General features: G+C 62.9%; 11 protein-coding genes and 3 rRNA genes. 9 read left to right on the forward strand and 5 right to left on the reverse strand.

Annotated elements, in window-relative coordinates; genetic code table 11:
* Positions 1-109: 109 nt before the first annotated feature.
* From ACSQ12_RS05500 to ACSQ12_RS05515, 4 genes are all read left to right on the forward strand, one after another.
* Positions 110-604 (forward strand): hypothetical protein, encoded by a 495-nt coding sequence (locus ACSQ12_RS05500; RefSeq protein WP_436064649.1) that lies wholly within the window; start codon positions 110-112, stop codon positions 602-604.
* 219 nt (positions 605-823) lie between these two features.
* Positions 824-1,900, forward strand: coding sequence for a LacI family DNA-binding transcriptional regulator (locus ACSQ12_RS05505; protein WP_436064650.1), 1,077 nt, complete (start codon positions 824-826; stop codon positions 1,898-1,900).
* Positions 1,901-1,911: 11 nt separating this feature from the next.
* Entirely contained in the window at positions 1,912-2,910 is a 999-nt protein-coding gene (locus tag ACSQ12_RS05510) for an aldo/keto reductase family protein (RefSeq protein ID WP_436064651.1), read from the forward strand.
* A gap of 137 nt (positions 2,911-3,047) precedes the next feature.
* Positions 3,048-3,314, forward strand: coding sequence for a hypothetical protein (locus tag ACSQ12_RS05515; RefSeq protein WP_436064652.1), 267 nt, complete (start codon positions 3,048-3,050; stop codon positions 3,312-3,314).
* Between the two features lie 90 nt (positions 3,315-3,404).
* Here ACSQ12_RS05515 and ACSQ12_RS05520 read toward each other — a convergent pair whose 3' ends face one another.
* Positions 3,405-4,649 (reverse strand): flavin-containing monooxygenase, encoded by a 1,245-nt coding sequence (locus ACSQ12_RS05520; RefSeq protein WP_436064653.1) that lies wholly within the window; start codon positions 4,647-4,649, stop codon positions 3,405-3,407.
* Positions 4,650-4,887: 238 nt separating this feature from the next.
* On the opposite strand from ACSQ12_RS05520, the gene ACSQ12_RS05525 reads away from it, so the two are divergent.
* Positions 4,888-5,643 carry a ZIP family metal transporter gene (locus ACSQ12_RS05525; RefSeq protein WP_209746761.1) on the forward strand — a complete coding sequence of 252 codons (756 nt, stop codon included), beginning with the start codon at positions 4,888-4,890 and terminating at the stop codon, positions 5,641-5,643.
* Between the two features lie 144 nt (positions 5,644-5,787).
* Here the strand turns inward: ACSQ12_RS05525 and ACSQ12_RS05530 are convergent, their stop codons facing one another.
* Positions 5,788-6,681, reverse strand: a complete 894-nt coding sequence (locus tag ACSQ12_RS05530) for an SDR family oxidoreductase (RefSeq protein ID WP_436064654.1) — start codon at positions 6,679-6,681, stop codon at positions 5,788-5,790.
* Positions 6,682-7,438: 757 nt separating this feature from the next.
* Here ACSQ12_RS05530 and ACSQ12_RS05535 point away from each other — a divergent pair.
* The 4 genes from ACSQ12_RS05535 to ACSQ12_RS05550 all read left to right on the forward strand — a co-directional run bounded on the left by ACSQ12_RS05535 (position 7,439) and on the right by ACSQ12_RS05550 (position 14,287).
* A 16S ribosomal RNA gene (locus ACSQ12_RS05535) occupies positions 7,439-8,962 on the forward strand.
* Between the two features lie 480 nt (positions 8,963-9,442).
* A 23S ribosomal RNA gene (locus ACSQ12_RS05540) occupies positions 9,443-12,580 on the forward strand.
* A 231-nt stretch (positions 12,581-12,811) separates the two neighbouring features.
* Positions 12,812-12,928: ribosomal RNA gene (gene rrf, locus ACSQ12_RS05545) — 5S ribosomal RNA — on the forward strand.
* The 16S, 23S and 5S rRNA genes sit together here, the layout of an rRNA operon.
* A gap of 519 nt (positions 12,929-13,447) precedes the next feature.
* Entirely contained in the window at positions 13,448-14,287 is an 840-nt protein-coding gene (locus ACSQ12_RS05550; protein WP_436064655.1) for an SDR family NAD(P)-dependent oxidoreductase, read from the forward strand.
* 116 nt (positions 14,288-14,403) lie between these two features.
* Here ACSQ12_RS05550 and ACSQ12_RS05555 read toward each other — a convergent pair whose 3' ends face one another.
* From ACSQ12_RS05555 to ACSQ12_RS05565, 3 genes are all read right to left on the reverse strand, one after another.
* Complete coding sequence (locus ACSQ12_RS05555; RefSeq protein WP_436064656.1) at positions 14,404-16,545, reverse strand: putative bifunctional diguanylate cyclase/phosphodiesterase; 2,142 nt, start codon at positions 16,543-16,545, stop codon at positions 14,404-14,406.
* A 92-nt stretch (positions 16,546-16,637) separates the two neighbouring features.
* Entirely contained in the window at positions 16,638-18,002 is a 1,365-nt protein-coding gene (locus ACSQ12_RS05560) for a UDP-glucose dehydrogenase family protein (protein WP_436064657.1), read from the reverse strand.
* Positions 17,999-19,183: a glycosyltransferase family 4 protein gene (locus ACSQ12_RS05565; protein WP_436064658.1), complete on the reverse strand. Its 1,185-nt coding sequence runs from the start codon at positions 19,181-19,183 to the stop codon at positions 17,999-18,001. Before ACSQ12_RS05565 ends, ACSQ12_RS05560 begins: the two co-directional genes overlap by 4 nt.
* Positions 19,184-19,284 lie beyond the last annotated feature (101 nt).

Below are 19,284 nucleotides of genomic sequence, written 5' to 3' on the forward strand. Positions count from 1 at the left end.
CACCATGGATACATCGGAACGCACGGGAAATCCCGGCGGATCCGAAGCCCCGGAATCGCCGGGCAGCACGCTTCATCCACACCACATCTTCCCCCTCAGGAGCACCACCATGTCCAACGCCCCAGCCACCACGAAGTCCCACACCGTCCGCCGCAAAGTGGCCCTGCTGACCGCCATCGGACTCGGAGCGGTGGCGGCACCGTTCACCCTGGCCGCGCCGGCCCAGGCCGCCGGCACCAACTACGCCTGCTCGGTCACCCCGCTGCGTCCGGTGTTCGCCGGCCACAATTCCTCCGGGGTGAAGCTGGTGGACTACCAAATCCAGGTCCGCTGCAACACGGACCGCTACGTCAACATCACCCAGGAGCGCTGGGAGGAAGACGACTGGCCCAACGGCGACGACCACCTGGGCACCTCCACGTTCAGCCGACACCTGAACCAGTACAGCGGAACGGTGACCATCCACAACGTCCGCACCCTGGTGGACGGCGAGATCGGCAACGAAGAGGTGTACCAGAAGGTCAGCTTCCAGGAAGGCAGCAACGGCGTCTGGTCCCCGTACACCGGCTGGTACTACAGCGGCGTCACTTCAATGTCGAACTGACGCCCGTCCCCGGGGGCCGCTGAGCCCGGCTCCCCGCAACGCCCAAGGCCCGGTTCCCCCAACCGGGTCTTGGGTTGTTTAAGCCTCAACCGTGTTCGGCCGTCAGGAACCCTCAACCATCAGGGCGCGCCTCCGGCGCCGTGCAGGAGGGTAGGGCGGCGAACCCGGTTAGTCTCATGCTTTGCATGCGCTTGCAATCAGAATGCATAGGCGCCTAGCATGGGTGGCATGTTGGTTAATGTTGAACTGGTTGCGCAGCGGGCTGGAGTCTCTGTTTCAACGGTATCCCGGGCATTGCGCTCCATTCCCGGTGTTTCGGCAGCAACACGCAAGCGCGTGCAGGATGCAGCCGACGAGTTAGGTTACTCGGCATCCCCGGCCGCGTCACGTCTGGCAACCGGCAAGACCATGACCGTTGGCATCGTGGTGCCAGTGTTGGCCAAATGGTTCTTCGGGAAGGTCATCGGCGAGGCCACGCAAACGCTCCGGCAAGCCGGATTCGATGTGCTCCTCTATGAGCTCGCCACGGCCGAACAGCGGCGAAGGTTCTTTGGTACCGTCCATCTGCACGGCCGCACGGACGGGGTGATCATCATGGCCCTGCAGCCGAGTCGGGAGGAACTGGAATCGCTCGCTTCCCAAGGGCAACGGGTCGCGTTGCTCGGAGCCGAATCGCCGGGTATCGGATCGGTGAACGTGGACAACGTCGGTGCCGGGCGCGCTGCTGTGAGGCACTTGTTGAACCTTGGTCACCAACGGGTAGCGTTCATCGGCATCCGCGACGAGGAGGGCAGTAATTTGGGCGGCGTGCCGCCACTCCAACGGCTCATGGGTTACCGGGATGCTCTGGGCGAGGCCGGACTGGCCGGGCCCGACGTGCTTGAAGAACTCGATGAGAACAGTGTCGCGGGTGGTGCGGCTGCGATGTCCCGGCTGCTCGTCGCCGAACATGCTCCCACCGCGGCATTCGTCGCCTCCGACGAGATGGCCTTCGGTGTCCTGAAAGTTCTCCGCCAGGCAGGCATGGACGTTCCCCGGGACTTCTCCGTAGTCGGCTTTGACAACCACGAACTCTGCGACGTGGTGGGCCTGACAACCATGGACCACGCCGTGGCCGAGCAGGGCAGGGACGTCGCCGGGATCCTCCTCGACGCCCTGGCCGGCAACGAGCCCAGGACCCTCAGCCGGGCCGCCAGGCTTGTTGTCCGCGAGAGCACCGCGCCACCCCGAGCCCTGCGCACAACACCTGCAGCCCCGGACTCCCCGAATTCCGCCGGTCACTCCGGCAACCTCTGAAAGGAAACTTCATGCAATACCGCAAACTCGGCAACAGCGGCATGTACGTCAGCTCCATTGCCTTGGGAAACTGGGCCACCCACGGCGAAACCGTGGACCAGGAAGTCGCCACCGCGTGCGTGCGGAAGGCCCTGGACCTGGGCATCACCACCTTCGACACAGCCGATGCCTACGCGGGCACCAAAGCTGAAACGATGCTCGGCGAATCCCTCAAAGGCGTGCGCCGGGAAGGCATCGAGGTCATGACCAAGGCGTTCTTCCCCACCGGTCCCGGGATGAATGACCGCGGGCTTTCCCGCAAGCACGTCATGGAGTCCGTCAACGGATCGCTGCGCCGTCTCCAGATGGACTACGTGGATGTCTACCAGGCGCACCGCTACGACTATGAAACCCCGCTGGAAGAAACGATGGGCGCCTTCGCGGACATCGTCCGGGCCGGCAAAGCCCATTACATCGGCGTATCCGAATGGACAGTTGAGGAGATCCGCGCCGGCGCCGCCCTGGCAGCCGAGCTGGGCATCCAGCTCGTTTCAAGCCAGCCGCAATACAACATGCTGTGGCGCGTCATCGAAGCGGAAGTGGTGCCTGCCTGCGAAGAGCTCGGGATCACCCAGGTGTGCTGGTCGCCGCTGGCCCAGGGTGTGCTCAGCGGAAAGTACGACGGCGGCCGGGCCGTCCCGTCCTCATCCCGGTTCAGTGATGGTGACGGGACGCTGAAGACCGAGCACAAATTCATGCAGCCGGAAGTCCTGGAAGCCGTGGATAAGCTCAAGCCGATCGCCGCGGGGCTTGACGTCCCCCTGGCAACCCTGGCCGTGGCCTGGGTCCTGGCCAACCCCAACGTCTCCGCGGCCATCGTCGGCGCCAGCCGGCCCGAACAACTCGAAGACACGGTCAAAGCCGCCGAGTTGGTCCTGGACAGCAAGACGCTCGGACTCGTCGACGACGCCCTGGGTAGCGTCGTGGAGCGTGACCCTGCCAAGGTGGAGTCCTTCCCCCAGCGCGTCTAAAGGCACCGCAGCGAAAATCAGTGGGCCGGCAGGGTCCCCCGCGCCGCCGTCGGCCCTTTTCGGTCCCGTCTCCGCCCCACAGTGCCCGAAAGTGCGGGACACTGGAAGTCACACCACCCACGGAAGCGGACCACACTTTGATTAATCTCCAGCAGGATGCCGACGGCTACATTCGGATGAACCGGCACTTCCCGGAAAAAGTCCGCATCGCCGTCACCTTTGCCGACGGCACCACGGAGGAACTCTCCGGCGGCACGCTCAACAAGGCCTACGACGCCGCCCTGGCCGAATACCGCGCGCAGAACCACCTGGACGCGAGGGGATACTCCCGCTCGCCCAAGAAGAAGACCAGCTCCGGAAACAAGATCGAGTTCGTCCCCGTCCACCCCGGCATGGGCGACTGACTTTGCGGGAGTGGTTCAGCTCGGCCGGGCTGGCCGCACCGCTGGGCTTTGAAGGGGTCTGCTCCGGATAACCCGCGTCCGCGGCGGCTTTCAGCGGGCCGCGATGTGCTCCGCAATGTACTTGGCGTCGCGACCCACACCCGCGACGATCGACGAACCGTGCCCGGTCAGCCACGGCAGCCCCACGGCGTACAGGCCCGGGCGCTCGGTGACGCCTCGCTGATGCCGCGGGTAGTTCCACTCGTCCAGCACCGGGATGTCAAGGATGCCGAAGTCCAGCCGGTAGCCGGTGGCCCAGATGACCGAGGTGATGTCCGCAGCCTCGAGGTTCAGTCGCGCCGGTTCGGACGGCAGCCAGTCGTCCTTGCGCGGGGCTTCCGCCTCCGGTGCGGTCATCCCTGCGGCGGCTATGTAGGCATCGAACATCGGCCTCATGCGCTGGTAGAACGTGCGCTCAACAACGCCCAAGCGCTCCGGAAGGTCGTCGCTGAAGGTGAGTTCGCCGTCGTCGGCTGCTTCCAGGTGCCCGTGCAGCCGGACGCCCCGGCGGCCGAGGTCACGAAGGTGGATGTCGTGGCCGCCGTCGGCGCCGGAAACCAGCGGGTTGCACATGAAGCGTGCCGCGGGGGACGGCAACTGCCCCACGGTGAGGCCGTTGAGTCCGTACTCGGGCCCGTGCTCGGCAAGGTGCATCATCCAGAAGAGGAGGTCCTGGCCGCGGTACCGGCGCGGCGCTTCCGGGCAGGCGGACACCGCCAGGTGGATTTCCCGGCCGACGGCGAGCAGTTCCTCGGCGATCTGCCCGCCCGACTGACCGGTTCCCACGATTAGGACCGCGCCGTCCGGCAGCTGCTCCGGGTTGCGGTAGCTGTCGCTGTGCAGCTGCAGGACGTGGCCCGGGAAACGCGCGGACAACGCGGGGATTTTCGGTTTCTGGTAGCCGCCGGTGGCCAGCACCACGTTGCGGGCCCGCCGGACGCCCTCGGTGGTTTCCACGGTGAAGCCGCCGTCCTCCGCCGGCGCGACCCGGGTGACGTCCGCGCCGGTCCGGACCGGCGCTCCGATGCTCGCCGCGTACTGCCGGAAGTACCCGATCAGCTCGTTCCGGGGCATGAACGCGTCCGGTTCGGGACCGTCATACGGCCTGCCCGGCAATGCCAGCGAGAAGTTCGGCGTGTTCAGGCAGAACGCATCCCAGCGGTCCTGCCAGGCACCGCCCAGGGCGGCACGCCGCTCCAGCAACCGATGTTCGACGCCGGCCCTGCTCAGCCAGTAGCTCGTGGCCAGGCCCGCTTGCCCGGCGCCAACGATGAGGGTGTCCAGAATCGGTCCCATGCAAGAAACCATACGCCGGGCCGGTCAGCATTCAAGGGGTATTTGGAGCCGCCGGACCGGGACCGCGGCCGGCAGCGCCGGCCGGCCACCCGGCGTCGTGCGTCACTTTTCCGTTCGCACAGCGCCGCTGGCCTTAATTGCCGCCGGAGTCTGCAAGAATGCTGGAGGTGCCGGGCGGCTCAGCGCTCGGCACTGTCTGTTTTTGAGCCAGGCTTGGCGGCCGTGGAAGGTGGTACGGATGCCGATGTGGGCGCAGGCCATGTTCTGGGGAACCCTGGCAGGCGGCGCGCTGGTGCTGGGTTCCTGGCTGTCGTGGAAGTGGACTATCCCCGCGAAGCTGGTCTCCTCCATCATGGCCTTCGGCGCAGGCGTCCTCATCTCCGCGCTAGCCTTCGAGCTGGTGGACGAGGCGGTGGACGGCGGCGGTCTGTGGCCTACGGTGGCCGGATTCCTTGCCGGTGCCGTGGTGTACGTCAGCGCCAACGCCCTGCTGGCACGCTCCGGGGCCAAGCACCGCAAGCGTTCCAAGGGCCAGCAGCCCTCCGAGAAGGACAGCCCGGGCAGCGGCACGGCCATCGCCGTCGGCGCCCTGCTGGACGGCATTCCGGAATCGGTGGTCCTGGGCCTCGGACTTATCAGTGCCGGCGCCGTCAGCCCCGCGATGCTCGCCGCCGTCTTCATTTCCAATGTTCCCGAAGGCCTGTCCAGCACGGCGGGCATGAAGAAAGCCGGGCGCAGCGCAGGGTATGTCTTCGGCGTTTGGGGAGGTATTGCGGTCCTGTGCGGGCTCTCCTCCCTGCTTGGCTATACGGCGCTGGAGAACGCGCCCGACGAAGCCGTAGCGTTCATCACCGCCGTGGCTGCCGGCGGCATCCTGGCCATGCTGGCGGACACCATGATTCCCGAGGCCTTCGAAGAGCACCACAACCTCACCGGACTGGTCGCGTCCGTGGGTTTCCTCTCCGCCTTCACCATTCACCACGTGGGCGGCTAGGGCTGCAGGTGGCGTTGCCGGCGGCGGCGGCCGCGGCGTGTCCCGGGGGCGGCCTTGCCGGAGACGGCGGCCGCGGCGGTGACCGGCACGTGCCGGTGATTGGCGGCGGCCACCGCCGTTACTGCGCGTAGGCGTCTCGCCCGCCTATGGCGTGGGGCTGCCGCCGTTGACGTTCAGCGTTTCGCCCACCACGTAGCTGGACTCGGCCGACGCCAGGAACACATAGGCGGGCGCGAGTTCCGCAGGCTGCCCGGCGCGGCCCAGGGGAGTGTCCTTGCCGAACTCGGGCAGGGCTTCCTTCGGCTGGCCGCTGCTGACCTGGAGCGGGGTCCAGATCGGCCCGGGTGCCACCGCATTGACGCGGATCCCTTTCGGCGCGAGCTGCTGGGCCAGGCCCTTGGTGAAGTTGTTGATGCTCGCCTTCGTGGTGGCGTAATCCACCAGCGTGGGCGACGGGTTGTAGGCCTGGATGGACGTGGTGTTGATGATGGTGGATCCGGCGGGCAGGTGCGGCACTGCTGCCTTGGTCAGCCAGAACATCGCATAGACGTTGGTCTTCAGCGTGTGGTCGAACTGTTCATCGCTGATCTCCCCGATATCCTCCTGCGCCACCTGCTTGCCGGCGTTGTTCACCAGGATGTCCAGGCCGCCGAGCTCGCGCACCGCGGTGTCCACCAGTTCGCGGCACACGGCCGCGTCCTTCAGGTCGCCGGGAGCCTTGACCGCCTTGCGGCCCGCCTTTTCAATCAGGTTCGCGATCCGCGCCGCGTCTTCTTCTTCCTCGGGCAGGTAGGAAAGCACGACGTCGGCACCCTCCCGTGCAAAGGCGATCGCCGTGGCGGCGCCGATCCCCGAATCCGCGCCGGTGACAAGCGCCTTGCGCCCCTCCAGCCGTCCGGTGCCGCGGTAAGTGTCTTCGCCCAGGTCCGCCTTCGGTGTCAGCTTCGCGTCCAGGCCGGGCTCGGGCTGGTGCTGTTTGGGCGGCTCAATGTGCTCGTAGGCCGTCACGGGGTTCTTGAACGTGTACTGGTCGGTCATGGTGCTCCTCCGGAAGGGTTGCTCTCAACACGGACAGTCAGTCGTTGTCGGGTGGCCGGCTCCGACGCATGCTAAGCATGCTTACCAATTCACCCTAACGAGGGTATGCGGGAGCCGCAACGGGGCGGGCCGGCGGGTCGCGCACCCGGGCCGGGAGGTTCCATTCCGCCGCCGGGACATGTCCGCCCGGCACGATCGCCTCGTGTGACGGGCTCCACAAAAACGTCCGACGGCGGAATGCCGGCCTCCGGGCGGCTGGGGACCCTCGTAGTTCGCGGGATTCCGGGGATTTTTGGTCTTGTCTGTGTGTTTGGGGGTGGATTTGTGTGGGGTGCGGTGGGCGTGTAAAGTAATTCGAGTCGCCGCCGCTGATGCGGAGAGATTGCGACCGACCCCCTTCTGAATGGCCTGGAAAACGGCGCTGTTGTGGCGTGCGGTAACCGGGTGGGGACCCTTCCTGTGGTGCTTGTGGCTGGCGGAACGCTGGTTTGCATAGTGTGGCGGGATCGGGTAAGTTTGGGAAGTTGCTCCGGAGCGATCCACGGCTGGGATGTTGTGGTGGTGCCGGGTGTGTCTGTTGTTTGAGAACTCAATAGTGTGCCAAGTTTGTTGATACCAATTTATTTTATGGATTGGTTGAATTGACTGGATCCGCCACCCCGTGGTGTGGTCTGGTTTTTACAGCTGGTTTCAAATTTTGTGCAGTCTGGTTCCGCGTTTTCCCGTGGTTCCTGGTTGTGTCTGTTTTTGTTTTACTTCAACGGAGAGTTTGATCCTGGCTCAGGATGAACGCTGGCGGCGTGCTTAACACATGCAAGTCGAACGATGAACCTCACTTGTGGGGGGATTAGTGGCGAACGGGTGAGTAACACGTGAGTAACCTGCCCTTAACTCTGGGATAAGCCTGGGAAACTGGGTCTAATACCGGATATGACTCCTCATCGCATGGTGGGGGGTGGAAAGCTTTTTGTGGTTTTGGATGGACTCGCGGCCTATCAGCTTGTTGGTGAGGTAATGGCTCACCAAGGCGACGACGGGTAGCCGGCCTGAGAGGGTGACCGGCCACACTGGGACTGAGACACGGCCCAGACTCCTACGGGAGGCAGCAGTGGGGAATATTGCACAATGGGCGAAAGCCTGATGCAGCGACGCCGCGTGAGGGATGACGGCCTTCGGGTTGTAAACCTCTTTCAGTAGGGAAGAAGCGAAAGTGACGGTACCTGCAGAAGAAGCGCCGGCTAACTACGTGCCAGCAGCCGCGGTAATACGTAGGGCGCAAGCGTTATCCGGAATTATTGGGCGTAAAGAGCTCGTAGGCGGTTTGTCGCGTCTGCCGTGAAAGTCCGGGGCTCAACTCCGGATCTGCGGTGGGTACGGGCAGACTAGAGTGATGTAGGGGAGACTGGAATTCCTGGTGTAGCGGTGAAATGCGCAGATATCAGGAGGAACACCGATGGCGAAGGCAGGTCTCTGGGCATTAACTGACGCTGAGGAGCGAAAGCATGGGGAGCGAACAGGATTAGATACCCTGGTAGTCCATGCCGTAAACGTTGGGCACTAGGTGTGGGGGACATTCCACGTTTTCCGCGCCGTAGCTAACGCATTAAGTGCCCCGCCTGGGGAGTACGGCCGCAAGGCTAAAACTCAAAGGAATTGACGGGGGCCCGCACAAGCGGCGGAGCATGCGGATTAATTCGATGCAACGCGAAGAACCTTACCAAGGCTTGACATGGGCCGGACCGGGCTGGAAACAGTCCTTCCCCTTTGGGGCCGGTTCACAGGTGGTGCATGGTTGTCGTCAGCTCGTGTCGTGAGATGTTGGGTTAAGTCCCGCAACGAGCGCAACCCTCGTTCCATGTTGCCAGCGCGTAATGGCGGGGACTCATGGGAGACTGCCGGGGTCAACTCGGAGGAAGGTGGGGACGACGTCAAATCATCATGCCCCTTATGTCTTGGGCTTCACGCATGCTACAATGGCCGGTACAAAGGGTTGCGATACTGTGAGGTGGAGCTAATCCCAAAAAGCCGGTCTCAGTTCGGATTGGGGTCTGCAACTCGACCCCATGAAGTCGGAGTCGCTAGTAATCGCAGATCAGCAACGCTGCGGTGAATACGTTCCCGGGCCTTGTACACACCGCCCGTCAAGTCACGAAAGTTGGTAACACCCGAAGCCGGTGGCCTAACCCCTTGTGGGAGGGAGCTGTCGAAGGTGGGACTGGCGATTGGGACTAAGTCGTAACAAGGTAGCCGTACCGGAAGGTGCGGCTGGATCACCTCCTTTCTAAGGAGCACCTACAGCAACCTCACCCCGTGTATGCGGGTGTGGTGGTGTTGTCAGGAGTACGCCCGTTGCGCAGACGATAGTTCTGCGGCGGGTGCTCACGGGTGGAATATCAGCAAATAGCGGCCGCATGGTTTTGTCCTTGCCCAGTACGGATGCTCTTGAGTGTCCTGGAACGGCGGGGGCGGGGCGCAGGCGGTTTAGTGTTTGGCACACTGTTGGGTCCTGAGGCAACAGGACCGGGAGGGTTTCTTCCCGGGTTTGTTTGTTTCTGGTTTCCTGGCTGCATCGATCATGCATGTTTGTGTGTGTGGGGTGTGTGGTACGGGGTTGTTGTTTGAGAACTACATAGTGGACGCGAGCATCTTTTATAAGAAGCAATTTCCAAGAATATGAACCTGGATCTGTCGCTGTTGTCCTTCGGGGCGGTGGTGGTGGTTTTCATGGTTCTCTCGAAAATTAGCGTTTTTGATCTTTTGTGGTCAAGTTTTTAAGAGCACACGGTGGATGCCTTGGCATTAGGAGCCGAAGAAGGACGTAGGAATCTGCGATAAGCCTGGGGGAGTCGATAACCGGACTGTGATCCCAGGGTGTCCGAATGGGGAAACCCCGCCAGGGACGCGAGTTGCCTGGTGACCCGCATCTGAACACATAGGGTGCGTGGAGGGAACGCGGGGAAGTGAAACATCTCAGTACCCGCAGGAAGAGAAAACAATAGTGATTCCGTTAGTAGTGGCGAGCGAACGCGGATCAGGCTAAACCGTTCCATGTGTGATAGCCGGCGGGCGTTGCATGGTCGGGGTTGCGGGACTTTCCGTGCTGTCTCTGCCGGGACAGCGAGGTGTGATGTGCAGGCATAGGTGAACGGTCTTGAAAGGCCGGCCAGAGAGGGTGTGAGCCCCGTAACCGTAATGTTGTGTACCGCCTGGGAAGTATCCCAAGTAGCACGGGGCCCGAGAAATCCCGTGCGAATCTGTCAGGACCACCTGATAAGCCTAAATACTCCCTAATGACCGATAGCGGACCAGTACCGTGAGGGAAAGGTGAAAAGTACCCCGGGAGGGGAGTGAAACAGTACCTGAAACCGTGTGCTTACAATCCGTCGGAGCCAGTCTGATTCTGGTGACGGCGTGCCTTTTGAAGAATGAGCCTGCGAGTTAGTGTTACGTCGCGAGGTTAACCCGTGTGGGGCAGCCGTAGCGAAAGCGAGTCTGAATAGGGCGTTGCAGTGGCGTGATCTAGACCCGAAGCGAAGTGATCTACCCATGGCCAGGTTGAAGCGACGGTAAGACGTCGTGGAGGACCGAACCCACTTCAGTTGAAAATGGAGGGGATGAGCTGTGGGTAGGGGTGAAAGGCCAATCAAACTTCGTGATAGCTGGTTCTCCCCGAAATGCATTTAGGTGCAGCGTTGCGTGTTTCTTACCGGAGGTAGAGCTACTGGATGGCTAATGGGCCCTACAAGGTTACTGACGTCAGCCAAACTCCGAATGCCGGTAAGTGAGAGCGCAGCAGTGAGACTGTGGGGGATAAGCTTCATAGTCGAGAGGGAAACAGCCCAGACCACCAACTAAGGCCCCTAAGCGTGTGCTAAGTGGGAAAGGATGTGGAGTTGCGAAGACAACCAGGAGGTTGGCTTAGAAGCAGCCATCCTTAAAAGAGTGCGTAATAGCTCACTGGTCAAGTGATTCCGCGCCGACAATGTAGCGGGGCTCAAGTACACCGCCGAAGTTGTGGCATTCACATTTTATCCAAGCCGCCTCCTTTGTGGGGTTGGTTCAGGAGTGTGGATGGGTAGGGGAGCGTCGTGTGGGCAGTGAAGTCGCGGTGTAAACCAGCGGTGGAGCCTACACGAGTGAGAATGCAGGCATGAGTAGCGAAAGACGGGTGAGAAACCCGTCCGCCGAATGATCAAGGGTTCCAGGGTCAAGCTAATCTGCCCTGGGTAAGTCGGGACCTAAGGCGAGGCCGACAGGCGTAGTCGATGGACAACGGGTTGATATTCCCGTACCGGCGAAAAACCGCCCATGCTGAACAGGGGATACTAACCGCCCGAGACCTGCCCGATCACCCTTGTGGTGTGAGGGTTTTGGTGGAGCGCGGGACCTGATCCTGGGAGGTAAGCGTATTAACAGGTGTGACGCAGGAAGGTAGCCGAGCCGGGCGATGGTTGTCCCGGTCCAAGGATGTAGGGCGAACGGTAGGCAAATCCGCCGTTCATGATGCCTGAGACCTGACGGGACCCCTTTAGGGGGGGATTCGGTGATCCTATGCTGCCTAGAAAAGCATCGACGCGAGGTTTTAGCCGCCCGTACCCCAAACCGACACAGGTGATCAGGTAGAGAATACTAAGGCGATCGAGAGAATTATGGTTAAGGAACTCGGCAAAATGCCCCCGTAACTTCGGGAGAAGGGGGGCCCCAACCTTGATGGACACGTGCTGTCCGGAGGGGATCGGGGCCGCAGAGACCAGGGGGAAGCGACTGTTTACTAAAAACACAGGTCCGTGCGAAGTCGCAAGACGATGTATACGGACTGACTCCTGCCCGGTGCTGGAAGGTTAAGAGGACCGGTTAGCCGCAAGGCGAAGCTGAGAATTTAAGCCCCAGTAAACGGCGGTGGTAACTATAACCATCCTAAGGTAGCGAAATTCCTTGTCGGGTAAGTTCCGACCTGCACGAATGGAGTAACGACTTCCCCGCTGTCTCAACCATAAACTCGGCGAAATTGCAGTACGAGTAAAGATGCTCGTTACGCGCAGCAGGACGGAAAGACCCCGAGACCTTTACTATAGTTTGGTATTGGTGTTCGGAGTGGCTTGTGTAGGATAGGTGGGAGACGTTGAAGCCCGGACGCCAGTTCGGGTGGAGTCATCGTTGAAATACCACTCTGGTCACTTTGGACATCTAACTTCGGCCCGTAATCCGGGTCAGGGACAGTGCCTGATGGGTAGTTTAACTGGGGCGGTTGCCTCCTAAAAAGTAACGGAGGCGCCCAAAGGTTCCCTCAGCCTGGTTGGCAATCAGGTGTCGAGTGTAAGTGCACAAGGGAGCTTGACTGTGAGAGAGACATCTCGAGCAGGGACGAAAGTCGGGACTAGTGATCCGGCGGTACATTGTGGAATGGCCGTCGCTCAACGGATAAAAGGTACCTCGGGGATAACAGGCTGATCTTGCCCAAGAGTCCATATCGACGGCATGGTTTGGCACCTCGATGTCGGCTCGTCGCATCCTGGGGCTGGAGTAGGTCCCAAGGGTTGGGCTGTTCGCCCATTAAAGCGGTACGCGAGCTGGGTTTAGAACGTCGTGAGACAGTTCGGTCCCTATCCGCTGCGCGCGCAGGAAATTTGAGAAGGGCTGTCCTTAGTACGAGAGGACCGGGACGGACGAACCTCTGGTGTGTCAGTTGTACTGCCAAGTGCACCGCTGATTAGCTACGTTCGGATGGGATAACCGCTGAAAGCATCTAAGCGGGAAGCTCGCTTCGAGATGAGATTTCCATACACCTTGTGTGTGAGAGGCCCCCAGCCAGACCACTGGGTTGATAGGCCGGATGTGGAAGCGAGGACTAACGACTCGTGAAGCTGACCGGTACTAATAGGCCGATAACTTACACCACACACCCCTTTCGTGAACGGATTCAAAAGACGTTCACACCATGAAAAGGGGTAAAAAGAAAACAAGACTGCTTGCGTCCACTATGTGGTTCCCAACCAACAAACCCGTTGCGTTGCAGGAACAAAACCACAACAAAATAACAACACCACACCTGCCCTGACCGGCAGGAGCATGTTGTAACCACTGATTTCCCAACCCCGGGCGTACCTGCCGGGGGTCCGGGTAGAAGGGTTACGGCGGTCATAGCGTGGGGGAAACGCCCGGTCCCATTCCGAACCCGGAAGCTAAGACCCACAGCGCCGATGGTACTGCACCCGGGAGGGTGTGGGAGAGTAGGTCACCGCCGGAACATCATTCAGGTCGAGAGCCCCAACCAGGCAACTGGTCGGGGCTCTCCCACGTTAACCACCAAAACCACACCCCACACCCACACCCAGATCCGGCGCCCCTCCCGACACACCCTCTCTCACATCCGGCACCCCTTTTGCCGGACCCTCCCGCACATCCGGCACCCCTTTTGCCGGACCCTCTCTCACATCCGGCACCCGGTTTGGCACACGCTCTCTCAGATCCGGCACCCCTCCTACCGGACCCTCTCCCAGATCCGGCACCCCTTCTGCCGGACCCTCTCGCACATCCGGCGGCCGCCGGCCCGGGCACCCGGACCAGGCACCGCCGTCGAACCCCCACCACAACTGAGAGAGCGTCCGGAAACAACCGGCCACAACTGAGAGAGCGTCCGCAAATAACCCGCCACATCTGAGAGAGCGTCACCCGGGGCGGAACACCAGCTGGGCCGCCGTCGTTGTACTCACTGGGTTTGGGACGCCGGGTATCGGCAAGTCCATCATCGATTGGGAGTTACGTCATGGCTGCACGAACCATCGTCATCACCGGAGCTAGCGACGGCATCGGAGCCTCCGCCGCGAGGACGCTGGCCAAGGCAGGGGAGCGGGTGGTCGTCGTCGGGCGTTCTGCGGAAAAGACCCGAGCCGTGGCGCAGGAGGCCGGCGCTGACTACTTCGTCAGCGATTTCGCTGACCTGTCCCAGGTGCGCGCTCTGGCGGCCCAGCTGAGGGAAAAGTACCCGCGGATTGATGTCCTGGCCAACAACGCCGGCGGGATCATGGGTAAGCGCGAGCTGACGGTGGACGGCCACGAGAAGACCTTCCAGGTGAACCACCTGGCGCCCTTCCTGCTCACCACGGAGCTGATGGACGTCCTGACGGCAAGCAATGCGACGGTGATCAATACGTCGAGCGCGGCAAACGCGTTCGGATACGTGGACATTAATGACCTCGACGCCGCCGGGAAGTACTCCATCAACAAGGCCTACGGCACTTCCAAGCTCGAGAACATTCTCTTCACCACAGAGCTGCACCACCGGTACAACGCCGCCGGCATTTCCACGGCCGCATTCCACCCTGGAGGCGTGGCCACCAACTTCGCGGCAGAATCCAGCAGCTGGTTCCGGTTCGCCTACAAGACCTTCATCAAGCGGTTCATGCTCACCCCGGAGCAGGGCGCAGACACCCTCGTATGGCTTGCGACCACCAAGCCGGGGCAAGACTGGGTGTCCGGCGCTTACTATGCCAAGCGGGCGCTGGCCAAAGCCAACAAGCAGGCCTACGACGCCGAGCTTGCCCGGCAACTCTGGGACCGCAGCGAAGCCCTGGTCAGCACGGACAAGCTCAACCAGCGAAGCTGACCCGGGACTGTTCTCCCTGGGGTACATCGCGGCCCTGCGTCGCCCCTGCTACGACCTGACCGGGATCCGTGCGGCCGAGGGAATCGACGGGTGAGGCAACCTTTCACCGGACCCTGTCAGCCTTCGAGACGCAGTCCCTGCATCTCGTCGATCGCATCTGCCGAGCGGAGCAGTGCCAGGTCCAGCCCGGACTCAGGCTCGGGGTGGGAAAAGAGGTAGCCCTGCAGGGAATCGCAATCCAGGTTGGTCAGGTAGCCGGCCTGCGCTGCGGTCTCGATTCCTTCCGCTGTCACCGTCAGGCCCAGACTGTGGGCCATGTTGATCATCGAGTTCAGGATGGGCAGTTTCTCCGCGCCGGTACGCACCATGGAGACGAATGAACGGTCAATCTTCACCGCGTCCACCGGGAGTTCCTGCAGCCGTCCCAGCGAGGAGTAGCCGGTGCCGAAATCGTCCAGCGCCACCCGCACGCCGGCATCGCGGAGCAGGTCCAGCTGCCGGATCACATGTGCGTCCGGATCAAAGAAGACGCTCTCCGTCACCTCAAGCACCAGCTGCCGGGGATCCGCGCCGCAGGATGCTGCCAGCTGCAGGACGCCGTCGGCGAACTTGCAGTCCTTTAACTGCACACCCGAGATGTTGACCGCCACCGAGCGGGTGGCATCCCCGGCGAGCCATGGCTGCAGCTCCGTGAAGCTGTGCCGCATGACCTGCATGCCAATGGCCGAAATCAGGCCGCTACGTTCTGCGGTCGGAATGAACTGCCCGGGCGGAACCAGCTCACCGTCCCGTTTCCATCGGGCCAAGGCTTCAAACTGCACCACTTCACCAAGCTTTGGCGAAATCACCGGCTGGTAGTGGACCATGATCTGCCCGGAGTCCACGGCAAGCCGGAGGCCGGCCTCCATGTCCGTCCGCTGGACCAGCGCCGTCATCATTTCCGGCTCAAACCTCATGTACCGGTTCTTGCCCGCGGCCTTCGCAGCGTACATGGCCACGTCAGCCTGGCGGAGCAGCTCGGAGGCCGCCACGTCCGGTCCCGCCGAGGCCAATCCGAGACTCAGGCTTGGACGGAGCATTGTCCCGTCGATCCACATGGGCACATTCAAGGAGTCGACGATGCGCTCCGCAATGGCATCAGGTTCCGGCGAACCTGTCAGCAGCACCACGAACTCGTCTCCGCCCAGGCGGGCAACGGTGTCGTCGGGACGGACACACGACCGGAGCCTGCGCGCCACTTCAGTCAGCATCTCGTCACCGGCATGATGGCCCAGGATGTCATTGACTTCCTTGAAGTCGTCCAGGTCCAGCAGAAGGACGTCAACAGTCCCGGCCCCGGTGCCACGGAGCGATGCAGCCAGCTGGTCATGGAACAGCTTCCGGTTGGCCAGGCCGGTCAGAGGGTCCTGGAACGCCAGCGCTTTCAGCTGTTCTGCCTGCTCGGCGAGGTCGGCCAGGGCCTGCTTCGCCTGGTCCTGGGCAGCCAGCCGCGGGGTGACGTCGCGGAAGCTCCACACCCGGCCCACCACTTTGTCAGCCACTTTCTGCGGACGCGAATACCGTTCGAAGGTCCGGCCGTCGGTAAATTCCAGGATGTCGTTGCTCTCCGCCAGCGGGTGCTCATAGAGATCACGGACTTTATCGAGGAAACTTTGGGGCCGTTTCAGCAGCCCGAGCACGTAGCTGATCACTGCATCGTCATCATGGGTTGCCAACAACTCGCGAGGAATGCCCCACATGGACACGAACTGCTCGTTCACACCGGCGATCTGGCCATCCGTACCCACAACGAGAATGCCGTCAGCCGTGGATTCGAGAGTGGCGCTCAGCAGGGACATCGCCTCGCGCAACCCGTCATCGGGTTCTTCGCGATGCGTCATGTCCCGCACCGACACGGACATGCAAAGGCCGGCGGCTATCTCCAGGAGACCGCACGCTATCTCGCCCCTGAACTCCGTGCCGTCCTTCCGGAGCCCGTACGCCTCGAACGGTGAACCGTAGCCGGAAGGCGGACCCGCACGGAAGGCCTTAAAGAGCCGCTGAAAGCCCAGGCGGTAGCCCTCGGCAAGAACGATCCGATGATCATGGCCTACGAGTTCGTGCCGTGAGTAACCAAACACGCGCTCCGCGGCAGGATTCATGAGCATCACGGTGCCGTCCTGGGCCAGCACCAGCAGGGCGTCGGGCAGCGAATCAATGATGGCCTGGTAATCCCCGCCCGAAACGGACCCTGGTTCCTGGCTTCCCTGCGACGCCATCAGAGCGCCTTAAACACAAAATGAGACCGCAACTGCTTCATTGAATGTCCTCCCCTCCGCACATCATAGAGCGCAAAGGCAAGAACCGCTTGTCACGTGATCGGCTGTGGAACCAGCTCCGCCCCCGTCCCCAGCCCGCGAACCGTCCAGCCCTCCGCCTGCCATGCTGCGGCGTCCAGGACGTTGCGCGCGTCCAGCAGCGTGCGGCGTCGCACCAGTGCCCCCGCAACCACCGGCGACAACGAACGGTATTCGTCCCACTCCGTCAGCAGCAGCACCAACTCGGCGCCGTCGAGCGCCCGGTCGGTGCACGCCTCGAACCGCAGCTGCGGGTACCGCATCGCCGCATGGGTGACAGCCTTCGGATCGGTCACGGTCACGTGCGCTCCGGCCGCGGCCAGCTGCAGGGCGACGTCCAGGGCAGGGGAGTCCCGGATGTCGTCAGTGTCCGGCTTGAACGATGCACCCAGCACCGCCACCGCCCGGCCGGACAAAGTACCGCCACACAGCCCGCTGGCGATCTCCACTGTCCGCGATCGCTGGCCGACGTTGATGGCATCCACCACACCCATCCACTCGTCCACCGACGCCACACCGAGGGCGGCCGCCTGGGCCCGGAAACTGCGGATGTCCTTGGGCAGGCAGCCGCCGCCGAACCCCAACCCGGCATGAAGGTACCGGCTGCCGATCCGCGGATCCAGGCCCATCGCTTCACTCAGCTCGGTGACGTCCGCCCCGGACGCGTCACACAGCTCGGCCATGGCGTTGATGAAGCTGACCTTCGTGGCCAGGTACGCGTTCGCCGCTGACTTGATCAGTTCCGCCGTGGCAAAGTTGCACACCAGCCGGGGAATCCCGGCGCTCAGCAGCGGCCCGTACACGGCATCCAGGGCTGCGGTCACACCGCGCGCGGCACCGCTGGCCCGATCATACGCGGCAGCCTTTCCTCCCGGAACGCCGTAAACCAGCCGGTCCGGCACCAGCGAATCCTTCACCGCGGTGCCCTGCCGCAGGAACTCCGGATTCCAGCCGAGCAGCACATCAGGCCGGCCTGACAGCATGCCCGCCAGCACGTCGACGGTCCCCACCGGCACCGTTGATTTACCCACGACGGCGGATCCCCGGCCCAGGTGCGGCAGGAGACTTTCGGTGGCGGCGAGCAGGTAGCTGAGGTCTGCGCCGTCGGACGTCTTGGACTGCGGGGTGCCCACGCAGAGGAAGTGCACGCGCGCGCCGGCCGCGTCCGCGAAGTCGGTGGAGAACGTCAGCCGTCCGGTGGCCCGGCCGTCCTGCAGGAGCTCGTCCAGGCCCGGTTCGAAAAACGGGGCGAAACCGCGGCCCAGCTGCTCCACCTTGGCGGCGTCGACGTCGATGCCCACCACAGTGTGCCCCATCGATGCCAGCGTTGCGGCGTGCACGGCACCAAGGTAACCGCAGCCGATCACGGAAATTCTCACAGCGTTGCTCCTCTTTTGGTTTGGACGGGCTCAACTACCGGGAGCCGTCCGACAGGCTCAAATACCGGTTCACCGGCGATCACTGCCCGGTAATGCCGGACCAGCTCCGCGCTCAACGCCGGCCACGTCCGCCCCTGCACCGAAGCGTGGGCTGTGGCGGCGAACGCGCGGCGTTTGGCGTCGTCGCCCATCAGGTCCATGACATGTGCCCGCAGTCCGGCGAGGTCGCCCGGCTTGTACAGCCAGCCGGTGCGGGAATTCTCCACCAGGTCCAGCGGCCCGCCCCGGCCCGTGGCCACCACCGGCACGCCCGACGCCATGGCTTCCTGGATGGTCTGGCAGAAGGTCTCGAACTCGCCCGGATGCACGAACAGGTCGAAGGACGCCACCGCCCTGGCCAGCTGCTCACCGCCCAGGAACCCCGTAAACACGGCGTCCGGCAGGGCTTCCTGCAACGCCTCGCGCTGCGGGCCGTCGCCCACGATCACCAGCCGCGTGCCCGGCACATCGGCCAGCACGGCCAGGTCCTCCACCTGCTTTTCAACGGCCAGCCTGCCCACATAGCCGATGATCCGCTCGCCGCCCGGGGCCACGGATGCCCGCCACCCGTCGTCGCGCTTTCCCGGCGCAAACCGCGCGGTATCCACACCGCGCCGCCACATGTCCACCCGCAGAACTCCGCGGCCGCGCAACTGGTTCAGCGCGAAAGTCGATGGCACTAGCGTCCGGGAAGCCAGCAGATGGATGTTCTCCACCCGGTTCCAGGCCCAGTTCTCCATAAACGGCACACCGTAGCGCGCCGCGTAGCTGGGGACCTCGGTCTGGTAGATCGCCACCGTCGGAATCCCCAGCTGGTGCGCCGCCTGCACCGCCCGCCAGCCGAGCACGAACGGGGACGCAAGGTGAACAACATCAGGCGCGTAATCGGCAAGGATTCTCTTGACCCGGTTCACACCGCCCAACGCCACCCGCACGTTCGTGTAGCCGGCCAGCGGCACCGACGGAAGCCGGTGCACGAACGCCCCGTGCACCACATCCAAGACCTCCGTGTCCTGGGTGGACGGGGCGATCACCATAACGTCATCGCCCCGCTCCTGCAGGTGCTCAAGCACCCGAAGGATGGAGTGCGTAACCCCGTTCATCAATGGCAGGAATGATTCGGCAACGATTGCGATCCTCACCCCTCCACGGTGCGGGCGGCGCGTTGCGCCGAGGGGGAGCAGGCATGACCGGCAAGGGAAGGTTGGGTTAACAGCCGGGCTGTGTTGAAGCACGACGACGG

Origin of the sequence: Arthrobacter sp. LjRoot14 (assembly GCF_964253905.1) — a bacterium.
Lineage (GTDB): Bacteria > Actinomycetota > Actinomycetes > Actinomycetales > Micrococcaceae > Arthrobacter.